Below are 25,474 nucleotides of genomic sequence, written 5' to 3'. Positions count from 1 at the left end.
TGATATGCACATAGAAACCCCTCAAAAAGATATAGCAAAAGGAGATAAAGAAGTTTTTGAATTCTTAACAGACCTCAAGAACTTTGAAAAATTAATGCCCGAAAACATTGATAAGTTTGAGGTTATTAACGAGGATCGTTTCCTTTTTGCCCTTAAAGGCATGCCGCAGATTGTTCTACAACGCCAATCTCAAACCCCTAACAGCCAAATTGTATTGGGAGCGGCAAGTGACAAGTTACCTTTTACACTAACGGCAGATATTATTTCTGTGAGTGATAACGAAAGTAAAGTAGCTTTAAGTTTTGAAGGCCAGTTTAACGCAATGATGGCTATGATGATCAAGCACCCCATTACCAACTTTATGGGAACATTGTCCGATAACTTAACCAAGATTTAATCAGTAGCGTAGTTTTACTTCTTTAATATCAAATTCTTTTAGCACATTGTCCTCTAGGGCTATTTGCAGTTTCCCCTTGGGCGAAACTCCGCGAATAAAACCCATAAATAACTCATTTTCTTTATTCTCGAACGTAGAAGGCTTGTCTTTTCTAAACAGGACCGCCTCGTACGTTTCCCAAAGGCTCGTTGCACTATCCGTTCTTGAGCTTAAAAAAATAGCCTTAAGGTTCTTGATTACCTCTAAAAGCAATTCATCCAAATCAAAATTCCGCCCTAAAATAAGTTTCAATGAGGATGCATTCTCCAACTCGCCAAAAAAGGTTTGATTTACATTTAGGCCTATTCCTATAATTGCGGTATTTATCTCTTTTCCCGAAAGAATATTTTCGATGAGAATTCCGCAAATTTTTGAAGTACCTGACAGAATGTCGTTGGGCCATTTTATGGCCAAATCAGGTACATGATAAGCCTTTAACGTGTCATAAACAGCCAATGAGACACAAATGTTCAAAAGAAAATAATCATTGGGATGGAGCCCTAAATTCGTTCTTAACATACTAAAGGTAAGGTTTTTACCAGAATCAGATTCCCACTTAGCACCCATCTGCCCCTTTCCGTTCTGCTGTTCTTTGGCACAAACAACCGTAAAATCGGCTGGTTTACTATCAGACAACAAACGCTTTAAATATGCGTTTGTAGAGTCCGTGGCATCAAGTTTGATTATATTCATGCTAGGCTCATTTTGAATATATTGTATCTATTATAAAAAACTAGGTCTAAAAGAACAAAAAAATAATAACTTTGTAGAAACTAAAATTTTTGAATGCAAAAAAGCAAAGCCAGTGCAGATGAACTAATTGCATTGATATTACAGGGGATAGAAGAGGTTAAGGGACAAGATATAAATCTCCTTGATCTTAGAGATATAGAAAACACCGTTTGCGACTACTTTATAATATGTAATGGTACTTCAAATACGCACGTAAACGCTATAGTAGGTTCAATTCGTAAAATCGTTAGTAAAACCATTCAGGACAAACCTTGGCACGTAGAAGGCGAAGATAATGCCGAATGGGTATTAATGGACTACGTTAACGTTGTGGTGCACGTTTTTCAAAGACAAGTTAGAGAATATTATGATATTGAAGGGCTTTGGGGAGACGCCAAAGTAACCAAAATAGAAAGTAGTAGCAGTTTGAATCAGTAAAAAATAATAATGGCTAAAGATAATAATACAAATAACAAGAAACCGAAGTTCAGCTCGTGGTGGATCTATGGATTGATAGCAATTCTTTTAATAGGTTTTCAATTTATAGGTAGTGGCAATTTGGCCAACACCAGAAAAACTACAACTTCGGAATTACAGGAGTACCTTAGAAACGGTGATGTCAAAGAAATAATGATCATTACCAATACACGCCAAGCAAAGGTTTTCCTTACGGAAGAAGCTATGGCCAAGGACGTCCACAAAGATGTAGCCGAAAAACCTTTCCTTCCTTCTACAGGCGCTGTACCTCAATACGTATTGGATTACGGTGATCTGCAGAACTTTGAGAACGAAATTAAGAACATCAAAAAAGAAAACAATTTAGATACTATTGTCGATTATGACACAGACAATAACTATCTAATGGACCTTCTTTTGGGCATATTACCTTTTGTTCTGATTATTGGTATATGGATATATTTAATGCGCAGAATGTCCGGCGGTGGCGGTGGCGGTGCCGGAGGTCAGATATTTAATATTGGCAAATCAAAAGCTAAACTTTTTGATGAGAAAACGGACACCAGAACTTCGTTTAAAGATGTTGCTGGTCTTGAAGGGGCCAAAGAGGAAGTTGAAGAAATTGTAGAATTCCTTAGAAACCCGGATAAATACACCTCATTGGGTGGTAAAATACCTAAAGGAGCCTTGCTAGTAGGCCCTCCGGGAACAGGTAAGACCCTTTTGGCAAAAGCCGTAGCAGGAGAAGCCAAAGTACCGTTCTTCTCGTTATCCGGTTCTGATTTTGTTGAAATGTTCGTTGGTGTAGGTGCATCTAGAGTACGTGACCTATTCAAACAAGCCAAAGATAAATCGCCTGCCATTATATTTATTGATGAGATCGATGCTATTGGTCGTGCACGTGGAAAAAACAATTTCACAGGCTCTAACGATGAGCGCGAAAACACACTTAACCAATTACTGACCGAAATGGACGGTTTTGGAACCAACACCAATGTTATTGTCTTAGCGGCCACAAACCGTGCGGATGTGTTGGATAAAGCTCTAATGCGTGCAGGTCGTTTTGACAGACAGATATATGTAGACCTACCGGACATCAGGGAAAGAAAAGAAATTTTTGAGGTACACTTAAGACCTATCAAAACTTCTGAGGCCTTAGACCTTGAGTTTTTAGCCAGACAAACACCCGGTTTCTCAGGTGCGGACATTGCCAATGTTTGTAACGAAGCGGCGTTAATTGCAGCTAGAAAAGAGAAAAAGGCAGTTTCAAAACAAGATTTCTTAGATGCTGTTGATAGAATTGTTGGCGGATTAGAGAAAAAGAATAAAATCATAACTCCAGGAGAAAAAGAAACTATTGCTTATCATGAAGCAGGACACGCTACTACAAGCTGGATGCTTGAGCATGCCGCTCCATTAGTTAAAGTTACTATTGTGCCAAGAGGACAATCCTTAGGTGCCGCGTGGTATCTACCGGAAGAACGTCTAATTGTTCGGCCAGAACAAATGTTAGATGAAATGTGTGCTACTATGGGTGGTAGAGCTGCTGAAAAAGTTATCTTCAACAAAATATCTACCGGAGCTTTGAGCGATTTGGAAAAAGTAACCAAACAAGCCAGAGCCATGGTAACCATCTACGGTCTTAATGATGAAATAGGTAATATCACCTATTATGATTCTTCAGGACAGGATTCGTACGGTTTTTCTAAACCTTATAGTGAAGACACTGCGAAAAAGATTGATGAAGAAATTTCTAAAATCATAGAAGAGCAATACCAGAGAGCTATTCAGGTATTGACGGATAATAAGGATAAGCTTACCATTCTTGCTGAAAGATTATTAGAAAAAGAAGTTATTTTTAAAGAAGATTTAGAGAAAATTTTTGGCAAAAGATCCTTTGGGGAAGAGTTTGATGAAAAAGGGCAAGAAAAGATTTCTAACGACCTATTATCTTCCGAGGATACAGTAGCTGAAGAAGGAGAAGAAAATAAATAAGAATATTTAACGTTTTCTTTTATCAGAGAGAACGCGTATTGAGTTTTACAAGAGCAAATGGGGCTATTTGACAAATTATTCGGTGGCGGCAAGCAAAAGAAGGTTTCCAAAGAAACAGCGGAAACCAGAGGTGCACACATGCCCGATCTGAACATTCCTGTGGACGAGAAATTTACCATACATTTTAAACAAAACGGTGGTAAATTTCTTTACTGCGATTCGTTTTCCGAGATTTCTCAAGCGGTAAAAAATATCGTAAACGAGAATAGTTGGCAGGACCACCCCTTCTTTGTGATTAACGAAACGCTCAAAAAGAAATTCTCAAAAGAAAATATTGGCTTTACGGACCAAAGTAAGGATAGCGAAGTTTTCTTCACTACCTGTGAGCACTTAATAGCCCAAAACGGTTCTATACTGGTGTGCTCCAACCAACTTATGGACAAAAAGCTTAATGAATTACCATACAATGTTATTGTTTTTGCCACTACCAGCCAACTAGTTGAATCTATTGGGGAAGGCTTAAAGACCATAAAAAAGAAGTATGGCCATAACATTCCTGCAAACATTACCACATTAAAACATTTTCAGGCCAACGAAGGAAATTCAGATGATTTTCTAACTTACGGAAGCAGCTCTAAAAACCTGTATCTTTTACTTTTGGAAGACCTATAAAACATGAAGGAAGTTCTAAGACGGTCGCTTACAGGAGCTGTTTACATCTTTTTATTGTTGTCCGCTGTCTTTTTGAGTTCAGATGCCTTTGATTTTTTATTCATGATTTTTGGGCTCGCCTGCCTCAACGAATACAAAAAACTTGTAGATTTAAAAGGCTTGCACATTTATGCCGCATACTTAATCCTATGGTGGTTGTTTATCTATTTTGTTAGTGACATGATACTCGTGTACGTGCTTTTAGGGTGCACTCTGGCAGTAAACTTTATGTTACTGTTTTATCTCTTCTCAAAAAGAACGAAACTCTTTAATACCGCCCAAAAGTTTTTAATAGGACTTTTTTATGTTGGAGGCGGATGCATTTTCCTAACAATGATTCCTTATACCAATAATGACTTTGCCAAGTTTCTAATTATAGGTATTTTTATCTTAATTTGGGTAAACGATTCGTTTGCTTACATAGTTGGTCGTAGCTTTGGACGTACTAAATTGTTTTCTGCGGTTTCCCCCAAGAAAACTGTTGAAGGTGCTCTTGGCGGTTTGATTTTTGCCGTAGGAACGGCTTATTTTATGGCTAATTATGAACCTATATTAAATCCGACACAATGGGTTATTCTAGCCGTTGTAATAGTTGTAGCGGGCAATTTAGGTGATTTAATAGAGTCAAAATTTAAGAGAACGGCGGGCGTAAAAGATAGTGGTGCTATTTTACCCGGCCATGGCGGAATGCTAGATCGCCTAGATAGTTTAATATTTGCAGCACCGTTTGCGTTCTTAACCTTAAAAATATTCGCCCATGTTTCATAGAGAGGGTCAAAAAATTATTCTGACCACCTTTTTTATAGTTGCCGTAGTTATACTAGGTTCTCAATACGCCATTGAAATACCTTGGCTACGCATGGGCATTCAGTTGATTGCTGTTATATTTTTAATTTTGATACTACAGTTTTTCAGGAACCCGACTCGTAGGGCCGCAAAAAACTTTGATGAAATATTAGCTCCCGTAGATGGAAAAGTAGTGGTTATTGAAGAGGTTGAAGAAACCGAATTCTTTAAGGAAAAACGCATGCAAGTTTCTATTTTCATGTCCCCTACCAATGTACACGTAACCCGTTACCCCGCTAGTGGAACCGTAAAATATTCAAAATATCACCCAGGGAAATATTTAGTAGCCTGGCACCCTAAATCCAGTACGGAGAACGAAAGAACCACCGTGGTTATCCGTACCCCTAAATTCGGGGATATTCTCTATAGACAGATTGCAGGCGCTCTAGCCAGACGTATTGTAAATTATGCGGAAGAAGGAGACAATGTTCAGCAAGGCGAAGATGCTGGTTTTATTAAATTTGGATCAAGGGTAGATTTATTCCTACCTTTGGATTGTGCTATTACCGTTAAATTAAACCAGAAAGTTATTGGCGCTGAAACTTGTGTTGCGGCTGTTCTAAAGAAGAATGAAGAAGGAGAAATTACATACTGATTTCGATAAGGCGGTAGAGTTTATGAACAACTATACCGATCCGTTGCCTGCCGACCTGCTGCTAAAGCTCTACGCCTATTACAAAATAGCTAACAAGAACTATAGTAATCCCGGAAGCAGTACGCCGCTGATCAACGCATTTAAAGCAAATGCCCTTATTCAAGCCAAAAACATCAAACGAGATGATGCTATGAAAGCATACATAAAACTCGTTAAGGCAGAGGTACGGAAAAAAAAGTAATCACCCGCCCCTATTCCATTTCCTAGGGATTATTATTCTACTTGTACAAATCATTAATATCAGCTTTACAAAGCTCATAGATAAAACCACCTATTTTCTGGGTTACATCCTTAAAAAAACGCTCGCCTTTTTCCTTAGTAGCGCTGTGCGGGTTACCCACCCCGGTATCCTCACTAATTTTAGACCATTTTCTCTCTGCCCAAGCCCAACCTTCGGAGAAAGATTTAATCTTATATTGTTTAGATGCGCCATCTCCCCATTTATCCTTAGAGGAGACCAAATCGGGTCTTAGATAAAGCATAAGACTAGTTTCCATTTCATCGGCATGGTCACCCTTTTCATCAAAATATAAATCCTTGTTCAACGCTTGTGGAAAGAAGCAAAAGCTAATGAACATTTCAGGAAATTTGTACCCCAGCTCCCTAACCAAGGGCTTAAAGTTGTTTCCGCCGTGACCATTAAAAATCAATAATTTATGTACACCTTGCCTGTTGAGCACTTCTACAATATCCGTTAAAATAGCAAGCTGTGTACTGGGGTTTAAGTTTATATCCAAATAAATATCGGACTGCCCCGTATTTACCCCGAACGGAAGTGTAGGCAATACAATAGGCTTTACCCCTTGCTCCCATGCAATACGGGCAGCTTCCGCCGTCATGTGGTCTGCCTGAATGTTATCAGTAGCATATGGTAAATGATAATTGTGGGCTTCTGTAGCGCCCCAGGGTAATATGGCCAAATCAAACTTTTCGTCCTTTAGAGCTTCCCAATTCGTTTCTGCTAAAATATAAGGTCTCATAATGTAATTCTTGATCAACAAACTTAGCAAGATTCACTTTAGAACCCTTCCTTTTAACATGTCTTCCTCTCAAAAAAATTTAAGCGATTGTGTTTTGTTCAGAAACCACGGATTCAAAGTAAGTAAAATAAAATCCAGAAATAATGGTAACAACAAAATAGAGGGCCACCAGCCAGCTTCCAAAATTCAAATAACCGTTCAACCCAAACCAATCCTTCGTGAATAGAATGAACAACAAGCCAAATACCCCTCTAAACAATTCTATATAAACCGCATACTTTTTACGGTCCATTAATGTCGTATATCCATAAATACCTGTAAACACTATAAATCCAAACAGCAAGAGACCACTTACCCCTATCTCAGAAAAATTATAGAACATAAACCATAAAAATAAGGTAGTAGCAATCAATTGAAATACGGCATACAGTTTTAACCCTGTAGATGCCGGTGTTTCATAACGTGTAAACCCGTAAACATCCACAATACCCTCTATAGGAAATTTCTTTTTGACGTCCTCAGGTCTCCAACCCGTTGGCATAAACCAAATGCGGACTTTATCATAATAATTTTGGGTATGCCAAGCATCTTGTATCAATCGCCATAGATGCTGAAAATTAATAGGTATGGGGTTCCATGTCCCGGCCGGTTTCAACACTCCAAACTGAGGGGGAACATTATCTAATTCTTCCTGAAAAGTACCAAACCAACGGTCCCAAACGCAAAGTATTTGTCCTAAGTTTTTATCAATGTACTCCGGATTAATCGCATGGTGCACCCTATGCTGAGAGGGAGTTACAATAATGTATTCGGCCCACCCCATTTTACCAATATGTTGCGTATGATACCAAAACTGCGCAAAGAGGTGAACGGGTGCAAGAATTGCTATAACCTCATTAGGAATACCTGCAATAGCCGCAGGAATCAAAAGCAAAGGAAAATAACCTATTAAATTAGAAATGGACTGACGCAGAGCGCATGCCAAATTAAACTCTTCACTACTATGATGAATAAGGTGCTGATTCCAGAAAAAATTTATTTTATGATTAAGCCGATGGTTCCAATACCCCGCAAAGTCAATAACTACAAAAGCCACCAACCATACAACCCAAGTACTTTCCATTTTGAACAGGGCCAAATGTTCCAACAAAAAAGGGTAGGTGACCAGAATAAACCCTAGTCCTAAAGTATCTTTAATGATATTGGTAAAACCTGAGCTAATACTAGAAACGGAATCCATTACTTTATGCTTCTGATCTTTTACAAAATGACCATAAGCTATCTCAACTACCAAAAGCACCACAAAAAAGGGAATAGCGTACAAAAGTGCCTGGGCATACGTTTCCACCTATTTAGTATTTAAGTTTCATAAGTTGTACAATCGCAAATAAAATGAATCCCTTTACGGTTTCATCCCTATGTTGTTAATTGAACGGCCCTACCATGATATGGGCTCTAAAAGTACCCGGATCCATAAGCCATGGCATACCTTTTTCATGAGGTTTTGAAGGTAACCCCGTAGATTCTGTTGTAGCAAACGGAGTATAAATTACATATCTATACTGCCCATCACCCAATTCTCCAGTCTGCTTGTCATAGGCCTCATCACTGCCATAATAAATATAGAGCATACTGGGCACTATGGGCATTTGCCATTCACCCGCTGCAACCTCAGCGCCTTGAATTTCCCTTTTTTCTTTTGTGTTTTTTCCTTCCGCTGTTAATTCCCGCCCTCTCTTCATGAACGGTTCCAACGCCTTGGAATAACAGGCTACACTAACACCCTCTTTTGTAGGGTCATCTCCTATACATACTAAATTATTAGTGCCTTCCCTCAAAACCACCAAATTTCCAGATGGGTCGTACCCGTAAACCATGGCCGCCTCCTTATCTGCCTCAGGAGCCGGTAGAACTGCTGTTTTAATTTGAATTTCCGGCGATAAAATTTCAGTCTTAATTTCTTGCGAAGTCACATAGGAAATAGACAAAAGAGCTGTTACAAATGTTAGTTTTTTCATGTGATGCTGGTTTTACCTAAATATAAACATGAAAACTGAATTTTTAACGGACGAGCGCTAAAAATTATCAACTGTAAAAGAAGGACCCCGAAGCCATAAAGTGGGGGAACAAAAAAGAATCATGACCAGTGGGGCCTCCAATGACTTAAGCAGATTAGACAATCTCAAATAATAAGTATCCAAGTAAGACTATGGAGCTATTATAATCTAATTTTTGATGTCAATTACACTGTTAAGACATTACAATATACGTTTTATAAATGAATATTAGTTCACTTATAAATGTTAAAAATTTAAGATTTAATAGCGTCCCAACACACCTGAAACGATTGTTCTATTTTCTCTTGGGTTAATTCCGTCCTATCTAACACCAATTGCCTTGCTAGAGTATTGGCATAGCCATACAACAGCGGAACCAGCAAACCATTATCTATATCTTTAATAATCAATTCTTGTTTTCCTCTATCGAGCAACCCCCTGATAAAGTTTAAAAATTGCTCGTCCAGCTTGCTCGTTTCCTCTGAAACAAATGACGAATATCTAAACTGATGCATAAAAACAACCTCAGAACTATTGGAAACACGGAACTGAAGAACATTTGACCAAATTACGGAGAACTGTTTTTTTAAAGGAAAATGCTGAATAGACGGAAGCATAGAAAATGTCCCACTTAACAGTAAGTGCTTGTAAAGCGCGTTCAATAGTTGCTCTTTACTATCAAAATAGATGTAGAGTGTTCCGCATGCCATCTTTGCCCTTTTAGCTATGGATGACATGGTGAGATTACTCAACCCCAATTCGGAAGTCAACTGCGTAGTTGCCTCAAAAATCGTATTGACCTTGGTATCATCTTTAACTCTCACATTACTAATATAGCAATTAAAATGAATATATGTTCATTTTAAAAAATATAGACCTATGCCTGAAAAGGGGTTATAAATCACTGAATACAGGGAGAATAAACTACAATTTACCTCATAACTTTGTCGTTAATTGATAACCACAGGTTATTACAACCACACGCTACACCTTTAAAACAAACCTATGATTTTCTTTTTCGGAACACGCTCCAGTAAAATAAAAGAACGCCATTTAAAAAGAACTACTTGTTCTTATTGCCAATCCCAAGATTCTTTTACCGTTAGCACTTACGGCACTTATTTTCATGTATTCTGGATTCCACTCTTCCCCCTATTCAAAAAACATATTGCCGAATGTAGCCATTGCAAAAAGAGCTTTTCATTTGCAGAATTTACACCGCAAATGCTAAAAAGTTTTGAAGTAGAAAACAGCACCAATCCCGTAAAAAGACCACTATGGCATGGCTGCGGGTGCTTGGTTATAACCGTACTTTTCGTAATTGTATTTTCCATATCACTTTATGGGGTCTATAGCCGTTCTGGAGAATCAGCAAAAGTGACACCAATAGACCCTAGGAAAGAATTATTGGATGCCGATATAAAAAAGATGTCCCAATTAGTTCACAAAGAAAGAGACTCCATCTCCGCTTCTTTAAAAGCCTGTGTAGATTATGATATTGTAAGTGGAATAGACACCGAGAACATTGCCTATTTTACCAAACAAAACCAAAGTAAACTCTTAGTACTTTTAAAAATAAAGGATATTAAAAAGGTCAAAGCCGAATTTAGAAAAGAAATCTTAGATATTGTAGAAGACTGTATTTTTCAAATCGATAAAAGCCAGCAATTTAGCGAGCTTTACGTTGGGGTTGAAGGTAAATGGAATACCGTATTGGTTCGTACTCCCAACCAAGAAGACATTGGAGGACGTTTTGCGGACAAGTACAAACTACTTTCCTTCTATGGCAATGACAGCCTTAGCCTAGCCAAAACAAAACAGCCGGATACCCTACTTCTAGAATAACCGGCTGCAATTATGATACTACATAGCTTAACCCAGACTGGCCAAACTTTTCTCTAAAGTTTCAATCTTTGCTTCGGCATCTGCTTGCTTTTGGCGTTCTATAGCAATAACCTTTTCCGGTGCGTTGCTCACAAAACGTTCGTTGGAAAGCTTCTTTTCTACAGATTTTAAGAACCCTTTGGTGTATTTAAGTTCTTCCTCAATCTTTTTGATTTCGGCCTCAACATCTATTGCACCGCTCATGGGAACAAAATATTCGTTACTTTTTACACGGAAAGACAAAGCTCCATCTACCGTAGCATCTACATAGGAAACCTCAGCTACGTTTGTCAGTTTTTCAATGACCACATCCCAAGTTTTCGCTAAATTTCCTTCGTTTAGAACCATTAATTCCAAACTCTCTTTCATTGGAATGTTCTTTTCCTTCCTAATGTTCCTAACGCCGGATACCACTTCCGCAGCTATATCAAAACTTTCTATTAACGCCTCATCTACTGTTTGCATTTTTGGCCATTGCGCCACTACCAATGCATTCTCAGGTGTACGTTCCGTAATGTGCTGCCAAACCTCTTCTGTTAGGAAAGGCATAAAGGGGTGCAACAACTTAAGGTTTTGTTCAAAAATATCTATTACCGCCTCATAGGTAATCCTATCAATTGGCTTTTGATAATCCGGTTTAATGATTTCTAACAACCAAGAACTATAATCGTCCCAAACCAACTTATAAATGGCCATTAAAGCATCGGAAATACGGTATTTGCTAAAGTGGTCTTCAATCTCTGCCAAAGTTTTATTGAACTTGGCCTTGTACCATTCAATACCCAATTTTGATGCTTCAGGTTGTGGCAAGTCTGCAATTTCCCAGCCTTTCAACAATCGGAAACCGTTCCATATTTTGTTGGCAAAATTCTTTCCTTGCTGGCACAAATCTTCATCAAACATCAAATCATTACCCGCAGCGGAACTCAACAGAAGCCCTACACGAACACCATCTGCCCCGTAATCTTCTATTAATTTAAGTGCATCGGGTGAATTTCCAAGCGACTTAGACATTTTTCTACGCTGCTTATCACGTACCAACCCCGTAAAATATACATTCTGAAAAGGGCGTTCGTCTCTATATTCGTAACCCGAAATAATCATTCTAGCTACCCAAAAGAAAATAATATCCGGACCTGTCACCAAATCATTGGTTGGATAATAATAGTTGACTTCTTTATTATCCGGCTCCAAAATGCCGTTAAAAACACTTATTGGCCATAACCATGAAGAGAACCAAGTATCCAGCGCATCTTCATCCTGTCTTAGGTCTGCTTCTGTCAAATTGGCATTTCCAGACTTTTCTTGTGCCAATTTAAGAGCATCCGTTTTAGTCTCAGCAACAACGAAATCTTCTTGTCCGTCACCAAAGTAAAACGCGGGTATTTGTTGCCCCCACCACAATTGACGCGAAATATTCCAGTCGCGAATATTTTCCATCCAATGACGGTATGTATTCTCAAACTTCTTTGGAAAAAACTTCACTTCTTCCGTTTTAAGCACGGAATCAATAGCGGGTTTAACCAATTCTTCCATCTTCAAGAACCACTGATCGCTAAGACGTGGTTCAATTACGGCCTTGGTACGCTCAGAAGTACCTACTTTGTTTACATAGTTCTCCTTTTTTACTAAAAACCCTTTTTCTTCCAGCTCTTTGGTAATTTCTTTCCGAACCACAAAACGGTCTTTACCTTCGTAATGCAGACCAAAAGAATTTAAGGTGGCATTGGCATTGAAGATATCTATGGTTTCAAGATTGTGCTTTTCACCTAAGGCTTTATCATTGATATCGTGGGCCGGAGTAATTTTTAAACATCCGGTACCAAATTCAATATCTACATACTCATCCTCTATAATAGGTATCACCCTACCAGAAATAGGCACAACCACTTTTTTTCCTTTTAAATGACGATAGCGTTCATCGTTAGGATTAATGCAGATAGCCGTATCTCCCAAAATAGTCTCTGGCCTAGTAGTAGCAATGGTTACCCTTTCTTCGGAACCTTCAATCGGGTACGAAAGATAATAAAGTAACCCTTGTTTTTCCTCATAGATTACTTCCTCATCAGATAGGGTTGTTTGCGCCTCCGGGTCCCAGTTCACCATACGGTGCCCCCTGTAAATCAAACCTTTATTGAACAAATCAACAAACACTTTAATGACAGATTTATACATGTCATCATCCATGGTAAACTTGGTACGGTTCCAATCGCAGGAAGCACCTAGTTTTTTGAGTTGCTCAAGAATGACCCCACCATATTCATCCGTCCACTCCCAGGCGTGTTTCAAGAACTCTTCTCGGCTTAAATCCGCCTTGTCTATACCTTCTGCTTTTAACTTGGCCACCACCTTAGCCTCGGTAGCGATAGATGCATGGTCCATTCCCGGTACCCAACATGCATTTTTACCCATTAAGCGCGCTCTCCTAATCAATACATCTTGTATGGTATTATTGAGCATGTGCCCCATATGCAACACTCCGGTTACGTTTGGCGGAGGAATTACAATAGTATATGGCTCTCTTTCATCTGGCGTAGATGAAAAGTAGTCGTGCTCCATCCAGTAGTCATACCAGTGGCTTTCAGCTTTTAAGGCTTCATATTTAGAAGGGATATCCATATTTTGGAACGGTTTTTGTCTAAGGAATGACGGTCATAACAATAAAGACCGAAATAAGAAGTTACGTTATATATAGTTTATGGCAATTTTGCCTAGTTTTAAATACGAAACAAAAATAAGTAACGTTAACAGATAACAAAAGAATTTTGGAGGTTCATCTGAAAAGATTTATTTTTGAGATTCCCTAAATTTAACAAAATGAAAAAAATAGTACTCGTATTATTTGTAGGCCTAATGGGATTATCCCTAACCGCACAGGACAAAGCGGCAAAAATCGAATTTAAATCCGAGACCGTTGATTACGGTGAAATTCAAAAAGGATCCGATGGTGTTCGTGTTTTTGAATTTACAAATACCGGCCAGGCGCCTTTGATCATAAGCAAAGTAAGCTCTAGCTGTGGTTGCACCATTCCTAAAAAACCTGAAGAGCCTATTTTACCAGGCAAAACGGGCGAAATTTCAGTAAAATATGATACTAACCGAGTAGGCCCTATTAGAAAGGCCATTACGGTTATTTCCAATGCGGACACACCTACAAAGGTTCTAAAAATTAAAGGTGAAGTAAAGGCCTCCGAAGGCAAATAAACTTCCTAGAAAATTAACTAAAAGACCCGGCTATGACCGGGTCTTTTTATTTTAGCATGTTTTTAAGCACAAAGGTGAAAAGCAAATCGGAATTATAGCGCTCTATCAATAACTTAATACGTTTACCCTCCTTTTCGTTGATCATCTCCAAGATATCCTGAAGCTTGTAACGGTGAATTCTTTTGCCGTTTACCGCCAAAATAACATCACCTTCCTTTAAACCGGCTTCATATGCGGGGCTACCCGCCCTAATGGCACTCACTATTATTTCCGGTGCAACGCTAAGTCTGGTCTGGTTTTCAAAAAGCAATTGCACATTGCCAAATTCAGCTTTATCACTATAAACCACACCACGGTCATCTGCTATACTTTCGGCAATATAACGTATACCATTATGCTGTAAATCTAGGCCGGATAAGTTGTACTTAAACGGCTTATCAAAATTAGAGTTCTTTCGTAGAATTATTCGATTGCGGCGATAATCAAAGACCACGTGAAACCTTTTTAAAACCGAACCTCCCAAACTACCGTTGCGCTCCACCAAGTTTGTGAGTTCTCTAAAGGAATTTTTATCTGGAAAAGCTGCCTTGGCATCATTCAACAAAAAACGGCCTATCCTTAACCCATTAACCTTGGTTCGTTTTCCATAAATATTACCGTTAAGCCCTTTTCCTAAAAAATCGTCATAATGTTTGTCAGGTACGTTTATAGAATCGCTTTCAAAAAGCCATAGGGCATCACTACTACCGGTATCCAAAAGGAGCCTTACAGAAAGTTCATCTTCCTCCCCTAAATAAAGTTCGGAATTCAAATAGGCCTTTTTAGCCCTAATGGACAGTGGTAAGACTTCAGTATTTTTCTTTTCCCGGTACACATAAGTATCCGGGTTACTGAAACGGATATGCTCTTTAATGTAATTGACGTCTACAACAAAATCCCTAAAAAGGTCATAACCTATAATACCATGAACAGGAATCCCCAAGGAAGTAGAAAAATTTATGCTCTTATCCATTACCACAAAGAGTTTCTGATTCTCGTTGGATATATTTTTTAAGCGAAATTGATTTTTTTCGGACACCAGCGCTTTAATGGGAACATTATCACCAAAACCTTTAATCGTAATTTCAGAAACATGGTTTATTTGCACAGAATCCGTTTCGGAGATATTGAACAGTATGGGTGAACTTACACCGGAATCCAGCAAAAAAGAAAGTTCCGTTCCGTTAACTTCAATAGGCACTACAATAAGATTGTTGATGAGTTGAAACTTAATCTTTTCGGACTTTTGACCTTCAGGCAAACTGAAGCCCTGTGCCATTACCGAAGAAGAAAGCAACATGAGAAAGAATATGATATGTAGAAGCAGCTTGTTCAACTTTTTTCATATTTCCTTCTATAATTTACGATTTTTTCAGATACACCTTCCCTTTTTTAACAAAAGACAAATAAACGTTTTCCCAACGCGCATGGTTTTCTCGTTTGGTTTCCTCATTTTTGCAGCAAAATTGCTTATATATGCCAGTAGTATCACAAAAAGGGCTTTCCATGCCCGAATCGCCTATTAGAAAGTTGGTTCCTTATGCGGAAGAAGCTAAGAAGAAGGGCGTTAATGTAATTCACCTTAACATAGGTCAACCCGATATAAAAACACCTCAGGTAGCTTTAGATGCCGTAAAAAACAACACCTTAGATGTTATTGCATACAGCCGTACCGAAGGGTCTGAGGAATATCGTGAAAAGCTTGCCGCCTATTATGCCAAAAACGACATTTATGCAGGGGCAAATGATATTATTGTAACTACAGGTGGCTCAGAAGCTTTGGCGTTTACAATGGGCAGTATTGCCGATAATGGGGATGAGATTATTATTCCTGAACCTTTTTATGCCAATTACAACGGGTTTGCTACCGCTACAGGGGTTAAAGTGGTTCCTGTTATATCCCATATCGATTCTAATTTTGCCCTTCCGGCCATTGAAGAATTCGAGAAGTTAATTACCCCCAAGACCAAAGCTATCCTTATCTGCAACCCTGGCAATCCTACCGGATATTTATACACAAGGGAAGAAATTAAAAAATTGGCGGCAATAGTTAAAAAGCACGACCTTTTCTTAATTGCCGACGAAGTCTATAGAGAGTTCACCTATGACGGAGCAGAACATTACTCTATTTTACAGGAAGAAGGACTGGAAGAGCATGCTATAATAGTCGATTCCGTAAGTAAAAGATATAGTATGTGCGGCGCACGTATAGGTTGCTTGGTTACCAAAAACAAGAACGTTATTAAGACGGCCATAAAATTTGCCCAAGCAAGATTATCGCCCCCTACCTACGCTCAAATTGCGAGTGAAGCCGCATTGGAAACTCCGCAAAGCTATTTTGACGATGTAAAAAAAGAATATGTAGGCCGTAGAAACTTGCTTATTGAAGAACTTGAAAAAATTGAAGGTATAAAAGTAGGCAAACCTCAAGGGGCTTTCTATTGCATTGCGGAATTACCCATTACAGATGCAGATGATTTTGCCCAATGGTTATTAGAAGATTTTAGACTGAACAATGAAACGGTAATGATTGCACCTGCCGCAGGGTTTTATGCATCCGAAGGTTATGGCAAGAACCAGATAAGAATTGCCTATGTTCTGGACAAAGACAACTTAAAGAGAGCGGTTAACATACTAAAGGAGGCGCTAAAAAGTTATATAGCGTAATGGAGGTTAAAAAAGATATATCCCTTAAGCCCTACAATACCTTTGGAATAGATGCCAAGGCGCGGTTCTTTGTTGAAATCAATAGTTTAGAAGACCTAAAAGAAGCGCTCCAACTTGATGAATACCCAAATAAATTTGTTCTTAGCGGCGGAAGCAATATGTTAATCATCAATGATATTGATGCATTGGTATTACATATAAATCTAAAAGGCAAAGAGATTCTAATAGAAAAGGACGATTATGTTCTCCTCAAAGTAATGGCCGGCGAAAATTGGCACCAAATGGTGTTATGGACGTTGGACAATGGCTATGGCGGATTAGAAAACATGTCTCTTATTCCCGGTAACACGGGTACGGCACCTATTCAGAATATTGGCGCCTACAGCGTTGAACTAAAAGACTGTTTTGTTTCCTGCGAAGCCATGCATATTAAAACTCAAACCCTAAAAACTTTTTCAAAAGAAGACTGTAAATTTGGTTATCGCGACTCTTTTTTTAAAAATGAAGGAAAGGGAAAGTATATTATCACCTCGGTTACGTTTCAATTGAGCAAAACCAACCATAAGAAGAACACCTCTTATGGCGCTATTGAATCCGAACTTGAAAAAATGGGTATTTCAACCCCAACAATAAAAGACATCTCAAATGCTGTTATAGCCATTAGGCAAAGTAAATTGCCCGATCCTGCAGTTTTGGGCAACAGCGGCAGTTTTTTCAAAAATCCGGTGATTAATTTAGAAGAATACACCCAATTTATTGCTACCAACCCAGAGGCCCCATCCTATAAAGTAACGGATAGCAGCTACAAGATACCAGCTGGTTGGCTTATTGAACAGTGTGGTTTTAAAGGAAAAAGGTTTGGTGATGCCGGGGTACACAAAAATCAAGCATTGGTACTAGTTAATCATGAAAACGCTACAGGTCAGGAAATTTTGGATTTAGCCTTCAGAATAATTGATGAAGTAAAGAAAAAATTCGGTATTGAAATAGCGCCGGAAGTAAATATCATAAAATAAATAACCCCCAAAGAAAATCTTGGGGGCTATACCAAACCAAACTAACCAAAAATTAAATGTGCAGTTACCAAGTGCACATTTATATTATTAATATTTTTGAATACGCCTATATAAAAATCAATTTTATAAATTAGCGTTTAAACATATACGGTACTACCAACTAAATTGGATGCCCAAACATTCATTTTTTTTCGTGACCGGAAATAAAACATGAGTACACTACTTGAAAAGCACATTGTAGAACTACTTCAGGAAAGAGATGAAAAAGCTATTTCACTGTTGTACGAACATTACGGCGATACGCTTTTGGGGGTAGCCAATAAGGTAGTTCGCGATGAGGAATTGGCACAGGATGTCCTACAGGAAAGTTTCATAAAAATTTGGAAAAAATCAGACTCTTACGATTCCTCTAAAGCCAAACTATTTACGTGGTTATTTCGTATAACACGTAATACGGCTATAGATAAATTAAGAAGTGTCAATACAAAAAGTGATAAGGAAATCCAAATTGATGTTTCTGACGTATATAATTTAGGCGTCAACAGTACAAGACCAGAGTTTATGGACGTCCGTGAGAATCTGGATAAGATAGAAACCAAATACCAAATTGTGTTAGACGCCCTGTTTTTTGAGGGTATGACACAACAGGAAGCGAGCGATGAGCTTAATATTCCGCTGGGAACTATCAAATCTAGACTTAAAATCGGGCTCAGGGAACTCAAAAAAATATATGGCCCTACGTTACTGTTGGTGTTATCATTAAACCTGATATCCTAATACCATGAAAGAAAAGATAAAATCATTTTTAGATTCCGATTTATTGGAAAGCTATCTTTTAGGGACTACTACAACCGAAGAAACATTGCAGGTAGAACGCTACTTGTCTATGTACCCAGAAGTTCGGGAAACCTACGAAGAGTTGCAAGACAACTTGGAAACGTATGCAAAACTGTATGCCGTTAAAGCTCCAGAAGACCTTAAAAAGAGAATTCTTAAGAGCATTAACAAAGAATCCAATTTCAAAAGAAACTTTTACCGTATGGCGGTTGCCGCTAGTTTTGCAGTATTGGTTTCTGCGGGCGCATCCTATTTCTTCTGGGACAAAAATCAAAGCCTAGAAGAAGAGAACTCTATCGTTAATAATAAAATTGACGATTTAGAAGAAACAATGCGTGCTCAACTGGAAGATGTAAGAAACCAATTTATTGTTCTTCAGAACCCAGAAACAAAAAAGGTGAATGTTAAGGGCAATAGAAAAGCCAAAGAACTAAAGGCCGTGGCGTATATAAACCCAGTAAAGAGACTTTCTTATATTAATGTAAGAAAGCTACCTCATTTGCCAAAAGACCAGTGCTACCAAATGTGGGCCGAGGTTAACGGCGAAATGGTAAACCTTGGTATTATAAAGGAAGCTAATAGTCAAGAAAAACTATTGGCATTACCCTATGCAGAGGATGCCATTAGTTATATTACCATTGAACCTCAAGGAGGGAACCAAAGCCCTACCGTTGAAAATATTGTAGCGAATATTGCATACTAAGCAATTGCTCATTTAAGATATCATTAAGCCTCGAAACTTCCATTTCGGGGCTTATTTTTATATCTTTGTCCCAAAATAATCTTTATGAAACTCATTTTATTGACCATCGGGTTATTAGCTTTGGGATTTGCAGGAATAGCCATTAAAATCTGGGCTAAAAAAGATGGGAAATTTGCAGGCACTTGTGCAAGTCAAAGTCCTTATTTAAATCAAGACGGCCAAGCATGCGGCATGTGCGGCAAATTGCCTAGCGAACAAGATTGTAGAAACGAAGACAATACAAACCTTCAATCCTCAATTTAAAACTTTCATTCTCAAATTATCTTCTTTTGGCCAAAGCCGATGACAACGTACAAGTAACAATAAAAAAAGCTCTTTCGGGCAGCCAAATAGCTTACAGTACATTGTTGGACACCTATTGGAACAGTGTATACGGCTTTCAGCTCAAACGCACAGAAAACGAGAATGACGCAGAAGATATTACCGTACAAACTTTTTCTAAAGCTTTTGACAAACTCAACACGTATAAAAGCGAGTATGAGTTCAAAACTTGGCTTATCACCATTTCAAAAAATATACACGTAGACCTTATTCGAAAGCGCAAGAAAAGCTTAGAAACGGATGGCAATCAGGACGCGGTCAAGAAAGTATTGGATGATACCCCATCTGGCGAGGACCAGTTAATACGGGAACAAAATCTGGCCAGCCTTCTTTTGCATATAAAAAAACTTAAACCGCACTACCAAGAGGTTATTAACCTTAGGTATTTTAAAGAGTTAAGTTACGCAGATATTGCACAAGAACTTAACGAACCTGTAAACAATGTTAAGGTTAAGCTTCTAAGGGCCAAAAAGCTGTTGGCCGAGATTATCCAAAAAAAATAACCTCCTCACCCCTATCCTAAATCTATTTTAAACCTGAAAGCTGTATTCTTTCAACTAAGAAGGATATTATATTAATTACCAGATAATTAGAAATTACACCAAAGCAAAAACAGTCCATTAACATGGGTGCTGCACGGCTAAATCGTATATTTGTATAAAATTGCATCAAATTATGAGCACAGATACCATAAATAACGTTATCCCACCTAAAGGAAAACCAAAATGGCTAAGAGTTAAGCTTCCCACGGGTAAAAAGTATACTCAACTTAGGGGACTAGTGGATAAGTATGACCTTCACACTATCTGTACGTCCGGCAGCTGCCCTAATATGGGAGAATGCTGGGGAGAAGGAACGGCTACATTTATGATTCTTGGTAATGTTTGTACCAGGTCATGCGGCTTTTGCGGGGTTCAGACCGGCAGACCTGATACGGTTGATTGGGCAGAACCCGAAAAAGTAGCTCGTTCTATTAAAATAATGGGAATAAAACATGCGGTCATCACTTCTGTAGATAGAGATGACCTAAAAGATATGGGATCTATCATTTGGGCAGAAACGGTAAAGGCCATTAGAAGAATGAACCCAAATACCACCCTAGAAACCTTAATTCCCGATTTTCAAGGCATAGAAAGACATTTAGACCGTATAATTGAAGTAGGGCCAGAAGTGGTATCCCATAACATGGAAACCGTTAAAAGGCTTACCCGAGAGGTTCGTATACAGGCCAAATATGAACGTAGTCTTGAAGCACTCCGTTATTTACGCGCCAACGGTGTAAACCGCACCAAATCCGGTATTATGCTGGGCTTGGGAGAACTTGAAGAAGAAGTAATTGAAACTATGAGAGATTTGCGTGATGCCAACGTAGACGTAGTTACTATTGGACAATACTTACAACCCTCTAAAAAACACCTGCCCGTAAAAGAGTTTATCCTTCCTGAACAATTTAAAAAATATGAGGAAATTGGTCTGGAAATGGGTTTTAGACATGTTGAAAGTGGTGCCTTGGTAAGGTCGTCCTACAAGGCTCATAAACATATTCATTAAGCGTTTATCCAAGTATAAGTTACTAATACAACTACCTATAAACAATAAAAACAGCTATAGTTAGTCGTATTCTTTAGCCCTAATTTTCTTATGAAAAAGACCACTATTGGCATTAACGGATTTGGCCGAATAGGTCGAACACTTTTTAGGCTTTTAGACGCCCACCCTAGCCTAAATGTAGTTGCCATCAATGATTTGGCAGATGCAAGAACGCTTTCTCATTTACTAAAATATGATAGTATTCATGGTGTTTTTAACCATAATATCACTTATAAAGAAAACACTATAATTGTTGACGGAGAGTCTGTGGCCTTAACCAACCACAAAACTCCAAATGACATTATTTGGTCCGATTATAATGTGGATATTGTTGTGGAGTGTTCCGGTAAATTCAAGACCAAAGAGAGTCTTCAACCTCATTTGGCCAACGGCGCAAAAAAGGTGATTTTATCTGCACCTCCCGCAGATGAGGATATAAAAATGATCGTTATGGGAATTAACGAAGTGTCCTTAAATGTCGATGATGATATAATTTCCAATGCCTCATGTACCACGAACAATGCCGCCCCCATGATTAAGGTTATTGATGAACTGTGCGGTATAGAGCAGGCATATATTACCACAATACATTCATATACTTCAGACCAAAGTCTACATGACCAACCACATCATGACTTAAGAAGAGCTCGCGCAGCTTCTCAGTCTATTGTTCCCACTACAACAGGAGCAGCAAAAGCCCTTACCAAAATTTTCCCGCACTTGGCAGATGTAATCGGTGGATGCGGAATAAGGGTTCCTGTTCCAAATGGATCATTAACAGATATTACCTTTAATGTTAAAAAAGAAACTTCAATAAACCAAATCAACACTGTTTTTAAGAAAAAATCCGATAAAGAGCTCAAAAACATACTTTTATACACAGAAGATCCAATAGTATCTATTGATATAAACAATAGTTATTATTCTTGTACGTTTGACTCTATGATGACTTCGGTTATTGGAAAAATGGTTAAAATAATTGGATGGTACGATAACGAAACCGGTTATAGTAGCAGACTTATAGATTTAATTTTACTATTGACAAGAAATAAATACGTTTGAAGCTTGATTTTCTACATATCGGCATAAAAAAATTACTTTCGATATTCGTATTGATTTGGGTTGCTCAAAATTTAGAGGCCCAAGATAGTCTTGCCCTTGAAAATAACGATGTTCGTATCTATTTTGAGGAAGCCCGTGCATACCGCAATAGAGATCAAACCGATTTAGCCCTAGAGGCTCTGGAAAAAGCCGCAAAAGTAGCCGAGGAAAAAGCTGATGTAAAAGCGCTCATAGACTGCTATCATAAATTTGCGTTGGTCTACCTGAAACTTAAAAAAGAAGAAACTACTTATTTTTATTGGGATAGGGCAAAAGCTTTACTTAAGGACATAGAATACCCTTACGGTAGTGCTATGCAAAAGTATATTGAAGCCATTCTACTTTTTCACGACGATAAAAATTTTCAGGCCATTTTTATGCTGAACGAAGCCAAGCAGCTGAATAACGACCGTAATTTTTTCAACAATATTTTACTGGCGGAAGGTAATATTTTCCTCAAACTACAAAAATATGATAGTGCTGCTAAGAACTTTAATTCGCTTATCATCAATACCGATATATATGAAAGCGACTATCTAGCCACCAAAGCTTATTTAGGCTTAGCTCAACTGGATTTAGAGACCGAAAAATTTGAAGAAAGTGCAGAAAACGGTGAAAATGCACTTAAACTGGCAAAGAAAAATAAATTTTTTAAAGAAATATGGGAAGCTAATGAAATGCTGACCACAGTTTATGAAAAATTAGGCAACTACGATAAGTCATTGGCAAACAACCGTAATTTGCTTCATATACGGGATTCACTCTTCAACATTGCCAAAATGAAGACCGAGGCCAAAACTGCCGAGAAAATTCAGTTTGATTTCATGAGCGATGAAATAAAGCGCCAAGAACAAAAAATTGAAGAACTGAACGAGTCCAAAAACAAATCCGATATTACGGCAATCCTTACCTCTGCCCTATTAACGATCATTACACTTTTGGCCGTATCCTTATTCAGAAACAACCAGATCAAGCTTAAAACCAACGATTTATTACAGACTAAAAACAATGAATTAAAAGCTGCTAGGGATGCGGCCGTTACCGCAATGGAAGCCAAGACCAATTTCTTGTCTACCGTTAGCCATGAGCTTAGAACACCACTTTATGCCGTAACAGGGCTAACGCATTTGTTGCTAGAGGAAAACCCGAGCAAAGGTCAAAAAGAACATCTAAAAGCATTAAAATTTTCAGGAGATTACCTGTTAAACTTTATAAACGATATTCTTCAAATCAATAAAATTGATGCTGACAAATTAGAGCCTCTTAACGTTGAGTTCAACCTTAAAAAAGTGCTACAAGAAGTTATTGATTCGCTTCAACAAAGTGCCCAGAGCAACAAGACCAAATTAACTTTAGATTACGACCGCAACATACCCTACCACTTAATGAGCGACCCGTTAAAACTGTCTCAGATTTTCCTGAACCTAGTGGGCAATGCTTTAAAATTTACTAAAGGCGGCGAGGTTAAAGTAACCGCAAAACTCATAAAGAAAGAAGATGAAGACGTTAAACTTTACTTTGAGGTTAAGGATAACGGAATAGGTATAGCCAAAGAACAACAGCAAAATATCTTTGATGGTTTTGAACAAGGCTCTATACAAATTAACAGGGAATATGGGGGCACAGGACTTGGCCTTACTATTGTAAAAAGCCTATTGGGACTTTTTGAAAGTAGAATAGAACTAGAGAGTGAACTGGGGGTTGGGAGTACATTTTTCTTTGAGCTAGACGTAAAAGGTAAAGACAGTCTGGTTGACGACATTCCTTTTGAAGTAACTCCAGAAGACTTTGATTTTAAAGGCCTGAATATCCTAATTGTTGAGGACAACAAAATTAACCAGGTCATCACCAAGAAAATGCTCACTAAAAAAGAAATTACCAGTGACATTGCCAATAATGGCGGCGAAGCAATAGATATGGCCCGAGAAAATTATTACGATGCTATTCTAATGGATATACATATGCCGGGCATTGGCGGTGAAGAGGCTACTATTGAAATTCGGAAATTTGATATCGTCACACCAATTATAGCGCTTACCGCAATTTCGCTGGACGACAGTTTAGAGAGCTTCTATGCCGCGGGCTGTAATGATGTTATTACAAAACCGTTTAAACCAGAAGTCTTCTACCAGAAAATAGGTGAGAACATTTTTAATAGAAAAGAGCTTAAAAATACTACTTCATAAATTGTTGTAACCTTTCTCTTAAGGCATCTTCTCCCATTCCAAAAAACTTATGTTTTACAGGAATGTAATAAAGGTTATCTATTTTACCCTTCAGTCTTACAAAATCTTTTTCAGTGGTTAAAATACATTGTTTTTGCCGCAAATCATTCAACTCAGCCTCACTAAAATCATGATGATCCTTAAATTTCAGATGTTCAAAGTTTAGACCTTTTCTTTTTAAATAATCCACTAAAGGTGCTGGGTTAGCTATTCCTGTTACAAGGGTTACCTCCTTTTTTTTCAAAGTATCAAAGAAAACGGTAGTATCTATAGTTTTTAATTCATCTTCATAAGCTAGATAAGTAAACCAAACTTCTTGATATGGTTTTGGTTTTAACTTCGCTACTATCCTCTTCCGGGCATCAGCACTCAAATCTTTAGGGCATTTGGTTACGATTATTACTTGGGCCCTACCCGCCTCTTTTTTACTATCCCTTAAATTTCCAGTTGGCAAATACCAATCATCAACATAAAGATGACCATAAGAGGTTAAAAGAATAGAAAACGCGCAATTCACTTTTCGGTGTTGATATGCATCATCCAGTAAGATTACTTCAGGTTGTATTTTTTCTTTAAGAGTTCTTATTCCATTCCTCCTATCTGCATCTACGGCCAGAGCTATATCGGGAAACTTAGAAAATATCTGATAAGGTTCATCACCCAATAGGTCTACCGTTGCATTTTCACGGGCAAGTACAAACCCTTTTGATTTCCTGCGATACCCTCTACTTAACACCGCCACTTTATAGCTATCTTTTAGCATAGCTACCAAAAGTTCTACCATAGGAGTTTTCCCGGTTCCGCCCGCACTTAAATTTCCAATACAAATAGTGGGTGTTGTAAAACTTTGGGAACTAAAAATTCCTTTATCATAGAAATAATTCCGGAAGTAAACTACCAACGCATAAATCAGCGATACGGGAAATAATATTTTTCTGAGTACTTGCACAGGGCGAAAT

At 38.2% G+C, this 25,474-nt stretch carries 26 protein-coding genes; 18 read left to right on the top strand and 8 right to left on the bottom strand.

Translation table 11 applies throughout. The features are described from left to right. Positions 1–4 precede the first annotated feature (4 nt). The gene (locus Q4597_RS12930) at positions 5–397 is read left to right on the top strand and encodes an SRPBCC family protein (RefSeq protein ID WP_215441927.1); all 393 of its coding nucleotides are present in this window, start codon (positions 5–7) and stop codon (positions 395–397) included. Here the strand turns inward: Q4597_RS12930 and Q4597_RS12925 are convergent, their stop codons facing one another. After that, a complete protein-coding gene (locus Q4597_RS12925) occupies positions 398–1,129 on the bottom strand; it encodes a biotin--[acetyl-CoA-carboxylase] ligase (protein WP_303406504.1) in 732 nt (243 codons plus the stop codon). A 93-nt stretch (positions 1,130–1,222) separates the two neighbouring features. Between Q4597_RS12925 and rsfS the strand changes: the two genes are divergently transcribed. From rsfS to Q4597_RS12895, 6 genes are read left to right on the top strand one after another with little or no spacing between them, the layout of a single operon-like run. Then, complete coding sequence (gene rsfS, locus Q4597_RS12920; protein WP_215441929.1) at positions 1,223–1,606, top strand: ribosome silencing factor; 384 nt, start codon at positions 1,223–1,225, stop codon at positions 1,604–1,606. Between the two features lie 9 nt (positions 1,607–1,615). Then, on the top strand, positions 1,616–3,619 hold the full coding sequence (ftsH, locus tag Q4597_RS12915; protein WP_303406503.1) for an ATP-dependent zinc metalloprotease FtsH: 2,004 nt from the start codon (positions 1,616–1,618) through the stop codon (positions 3,617–3,619). Positions 3,620–3,676: 57 nt separating this feature from the next. Next, the gene (locus Q4597_RS12910) at positions 3,677–4,291 is read left to right on the top strand and encodes an LUD domain-containing protein (RefSeq protein WP_215912531.1); all 615 of its coding nucleotides are present in this window, start codon (positions 3,677–3,679) and stop codon (positions 4,289–4,291) included. A 3-nt stretch (positions 4,292–4,294) separates the two neighbouring features. Beyond that, the gene (locus Q4597_RS12905; protein ID WP_303406502.1) at positions 4,295–5,098 is read left to right on the top strand and encodes a phosphatidate cytidylyltransferase; all 804 of its coding nucleotides are present in this window, start codon (positions 4,295–4,297) and stop codon (positions 5,096–5,098) included. After that, positions 5,088–5,771: a phosphatidylserine decarboxylase family protein gene (locus Q4597_RS12900; RefSeq protein WP_215441933.1), complete on the top strand. Its 684-nt coding sequence runs from the start codon at positions 5,088–5,090 to the stop codon at positions 5,769–5,771. Before Q4597_RS12905 ends, Q4597_RS12900 begins: the two co-directional genes overlap by 11 nt. After that, entirely contained in the window at positions 5,746–6,012 is a 267-nt protein-coding gene (locus Q4597_RS12895) for an acyl-CoA-binding protein (RefSeq protein ID WP_215441934.1), read from the top strand. The genes Q4597_RS12900 and Q4597_RS12895 overlap by 26 nt, the downstream gene beginning before the upstream one ends. Before the next feature lie 37 nt (positions 6,013–6,049). Here Q4597_RS12895 and Q4597_RS12890 read toward each other — a convergent pair whose 3' ends face one another. The 4 genes from Q4597_RS12890 to Q4597_RS12875 form a co-directional block, all read right to left on the bottom strand. Beyond that, the gene (locus Q4597_RS12890; protein WP_303406501.1) at positions 6,050–6,811 is read right to left on the bottom strand and encodes a creatininase family protein; all 762 of its coding nucleotides are present in this window, start codon (positions 6,809–6,811) and stop codon (positions 6,050–6,052) included. Between the two features lie 79 nt (positions 6,812–6,890). Next, positions 6,891–8,159: a sterol desaturase family protein gene (locus Q4597_RS12885; protein ID WP_303406500.1), complete on the bottom strand. Its 1,269-nt coding sequence runs from the start codon at positions 8,157–8,159 to the stop codon at positions 6,891–6,893. A gap of 76 nt (positions 8,160–8,235) precedes the next feature. After that, a complete protein-coding gene (locus tag Q4597_RS12880) occupies positions 8,236–8,829 on the bottom strand; it encodes a hypothetical protein (RefSeq protein ID WP_303406499.1) in 594 nt (197 codons plus the stop codon). A 293-nt stretch (positions 8,830–9,122) separates the two neighbouring features. Beyond that, complete coding sequence (locus tag Q4597_RS12875) at positions 9,123–9,692, bottom strand: TetR/AcrR family transcriptional regulator (protein WP_215441938.1); 570 nt, start codon at positions 9,690–9,692, stop codon at positions 9,123–9,125. A 181-nt stretch (positions 9,693–9,873) separates the two neighbouring features. Here Q4597_RS12875 and Q4597_RS12870 point away from each other — a divergent pair, with 181 nt between their 5' ends. Next, positions 9,874–10,713 carry a zinc-ribbon domain-containing protein gene (locus Q4597_RS12870; protein ID WP_303406498.1) on the top strand — a complete coding sequence of 280 codons (840 nt, stop codon included), beginning with the start codon at positions 9,874–9,876 and terminating at the stop codon, positions 10,711–10,713. Between the two features lie 27 nt (positions 10,714–10,740). Here the strand turns inward: Q4597_RS12870 and Q4597_RS12865 are convergent, their stop codons facing one another. Further along, positions 10,741–13,371, bottom strand: a complete 2,631-nt coding sequence (locus Q4597_RS12865; protein WP_303406497.1) for a valine--tRNA ligase — start codon at positions 13,369–13,371, stop codon at positions 10,741–10,743. Positions 13,372–13,569: 198 nt separating this feature from the next. On the opposite strand from Q4597_RS12865, the gene Q4597_RS12860 reads away from it, so the two are divergent. Beyond that, a complete protein-coding gene (locus Q4597_RS12860) occupies positions 13,570–13,956 on the top strand; it encodes a DUF1573 domain-containing protein (RefSeq protein ID WP_215441941.1) in 387 nt (128 codons plus the stop codon). A 46-nt stretch (positions 13,957–14,002) separates the two neighbouring features. Here Q4597_RS12860 and Q4597_RS12855 read toward each other — a convergent pair whose 3' ends face one another. Further along, positions 14,003–15,331 (bottom strand): PDZ domain-containing protein, encoded by a 1,329-nt coding sequence (locus Q4597_RS12855; RefSeq protein ID WP_303406496.1) that lies wholly within the window; start codon positions 15,329–15,331, stop codon positions 14,003–14,005. A gap of 140 nt (positions 15,332–15,471) precedes the next feature. Here Q4597_RS12855 and Q4597_RS12850 point away from each other — a divergent pair, with 140 nt between their 5' ends. From Q4597_RS12850 to Q4597_RS12810, 9 genes are all read left to right on the top strand, one after another. Further along, positions 15,472–16,662, top strand: coding sequence for a pyridoxal phosphate-dependent aminotransferase (locus Q4597_RS12850; RefSeq protein WP_303406495.1), 1,191 nt, complete (start codon positions 15,472–15,474; stop codon positions 16,660–16,662). Further along, positions 16,662–17,678, top strand: coding sequence for a UDP-N-acetylmuramate dehydrogenase (gene murB / locus Q4597_RS12845; RefSeq protein WP_303406494.1), 1,017 nt, complete (start codon positions 16,662–16,664; stop codon positions 17,676–17,678). The genes Q4597_RS12850 and murB overlap by 1 nt, the downstream gene beginning before the upstream one ends. A gap of 210 nt (positions 17,679–17,888) precedes the next feature. Continuing rightward, on the top strand, positions 17,889–18,455 hold the full coding sequence (locus Q4597_RS12840; RefSeq protein ID WP_215441944.1) for an RNA polymerase sigma factor: 567 nt from the start codon (positions 17,889–17,891) through the stop codon (positions 18,453–18,455). A gap of 4 nt (positions 18,456–18,459) precedes the next feature. After that, positions 18,460–19,218 (top strand): anti-sigma factor, encoded by a 759-nt coding sequence (locus tag Q4597_RS12835; RefSeq protein WP_303406493.1) that lies wholly within the window; start codon positions 18,460–18,462, stop codon positions 19,216–19,218. 84 nt (positions 19,219–19,302) lie between these two features. Beyond that, complete coding sequence (locus Q4597_RS12830) at positions 19,303–19,521, top strand: membrane or secreted protein (RefSeq protein ID WP_215441946.1); 219 nt, start codon at positions 19,303–19,305, stop codon at positions 19,519–19,521. A 26-nt stretch (positions 19,522–19,547) separates the two neighbouring features. Beyond that, positions 19,548–20,102, top strand: coding sequence for an RNA polymerase sigma factor (locus Q4597_RS12825; protein ID WP_215441947.1), 555 nt, complete (start codon positions 19,548–19,550; stop codon positions 20,100–20,102). A 172-nt stretch (positions 20,103–20,274) separates the two neighbouring features. After that, the gene (gene lipA, locus Q4597_RS12820) at positions 20,275–21,150 is read left to right on the top strand and encodes a lipoyl synthase (protein ID WP_215912519.1); all 876 of its coding nucleotides are present in this window, start codon (positions 20,275–20,277) and stop codon (positions 21,148–21,150) included. 90 nt (positions 21,151–21,240) lie between these two features. After that, positions 21,241–22,251, top strand: a complete 1,011-nt coding sequence (gene gap / locus Q4597_RS12815) for a type I glyceraldehyde-3-phosphate dehydrogenase (protein WP_303406492.1) — start codon at positions 21,241–21,243, stop codon at positions 22,249–22,251. Continuing rightward, entirely contained in the window at positions 22,248–24,476 is a 2,229-nt protein-coding gene (locus Q4597_RS12810) for an ATP-binding protein (protein ID WP_215441950.1), read from the top strand. The genes gap and Q4597_RS12810 overlap by 4 nt, the downstream gene beginning before the upstream one ends. Here Q4597_RS12810 and lpxK read toward each other — a convergent pair. Further along, positions 24,466–25,464 (bottom strand): tetraacyldisaccharide 4'-kinase, encoded by a 999-nt coding sequence (gene lpxK, locus Q4597_RS12805; protein ID WP_303406491.1) that lies wholly within the window; start codon positions 25,462–25,464, stop codon positions 24,466–24,468. The two genes, Q4597_RS12810 and lpxK, sit on opposite strands and share 11 nt — an antisense overlap. Positions 25,465–25,474: the final 10 nt, after the last annotated feature.

Origin of the sequence: Zobellia sp. 1_MG-2023 (genome assembly GCF_030549125.1) — a bacterium.
In the GTDB taxonomy this organism is placed as follows: domain Bacteria; phylum Bacteroidota; class Bacteroidia; order Flavobacteriales; family Flavobacteriaceae; genus Zobellia; species Zobellia russellii.
The sequence above is the reverse complement of the archived record's forward strand: the minus strand, read 5'-3'. Positions and strand labels throughout refer to the sequence as shown.

Bases quoted from the DNA above. Each gene is read 5' to 3' on its own strand.
- rsfS (WP_215441929.1), top strand. From the start codon at position 1,223: ATGCAAAAAAGCAAAGCCAGTGCAGATGAACTAATTGCATTGATATTA.
- Q4597_RS12835 (WP_303406493.1), top strand. From the start codon at position 18,460: ATGAAAGAAAAGATAAAATCATTTTTAGATTCCGATTTATTGGAAAGC.
- Q4597_RS12900 (WP_215441933.1), top strand. From the start codon at position 5,088: ATGTTTCATAGAGAGGGTCAAAAAATTATTCTGACCACCTTTTTTATA.
- Q4597_RS12850 (WP_303406495.1), top strand. From the start codon at position 15,472: ATGCCAGTAGTATCACAAAAAGGGCTTTCCATGCCCGAATCGCCTATT.
- ftsH (WP_303406503.1), top strand. From the start codon at position 1,616: ATGGCTAAAGATAATAATACAAATAACAAGAAACCGAAGTTCAGCTCG.
- Q4597_RS12910 (WP_215912531.1), top strand. From the start codon at position 3,677: ATGGGGCTATTTGACAAATTATTCGGTGGCGGCAAGCAAAAGAAGGTT.
- murB (WP_303406494.1), top strand. From the start codon at position 16,662: ATGGAGGTTAAAAAAGATATATCCCTTAAGCCCTACAATACCTTTGGA.
- Q4597_RS12905 (WP_303406502.1), top strand. From the start codon at position 4,295: ATGAAGGAAGTTCTAAGACGGTCGCTTACAGGAGCTGTTTACATCTTT.
- Q4597_RS12880 (WP_303406499.1), bottom strand. From the start codon at position 8,829: ATGAAAAAACTAACATTTGTAACAGCTCTTTTGTCTATTTCCTATGTG.
- Q4597_RS12930 (WP_215441927.1), top strand. From the start codon at position 5: ATGCACATAGAAACCCCTCAAAAAGATATAGCAAAAGGAGATAAAGAA.
- Q4597_RS12860 (WP_215441941.1), top strand. From the start codon at position 13,570: ATGAAAAAAATAGTACTCGTATTATTTGTAGGCCTAATGGGATTATCC.
- gap (WP_303406492.1), top strand. From the start codon at position 21,241: ATGAAAAAGACCACTATTGGCATTAACGGATTTGGCCGAATAGGTCGA.
- Q4597_RS12840 (WP_215441944.1), top strand. From the start codon at position 17,889: ATGAGTACACTACTTGAAAAGCACATTGTAGAACTACTTCAGGAAAGA.
- Q4597_RS12830 (WP_215441946.1), top strand. From the start codon at position 19,303: ATGAAACTCATTTTATTGACCATCGGGTTATTAGCTTTGGGATTTGCA.
- Q4597_RS12870 (WP_303406498.1), top strand. From the start codon at position 9,874: ATGATTTTCTTTTTCGGAACACGCTCCAGTAAAATAAAAGAACGCCAT.
- lipA (WP_215912519.1), top strand. From the start codon at position 20,275: ATGAGCACAGATACCATAAATAACGTTATCCCACCTAAAGGAAAACCA.
- Q4597_RS12925 (WP_303406504.1), bottom strand. From the start codon at position 1,129: ATGAATATAATCAAACTTGATGCCACGGACTCTACAAACGCATATTTA.
- Q4597_RS12895 (WP_215441934.1), top strand. From the start codon at position 5,746: ATGAAGAAGGAGAAATTACATACTGATTTCGATAAGGCGGTAGAGTTT.
- Q4597_RS12890 (WP_303406501.1), bottom strand. From the start codon at position 6,811: ATGAGACCTTATATTTTAGCAGAAACGAATTGGGAAGCTCTAAAGGAC.
- Q4597_RS12865 (WP_303406497.1), bottom strand. From the start codon at position 13,371: ATGGATATCCCTTCTAAATATGAAGCCTTAAAAGCTGAAAGCCACTGG.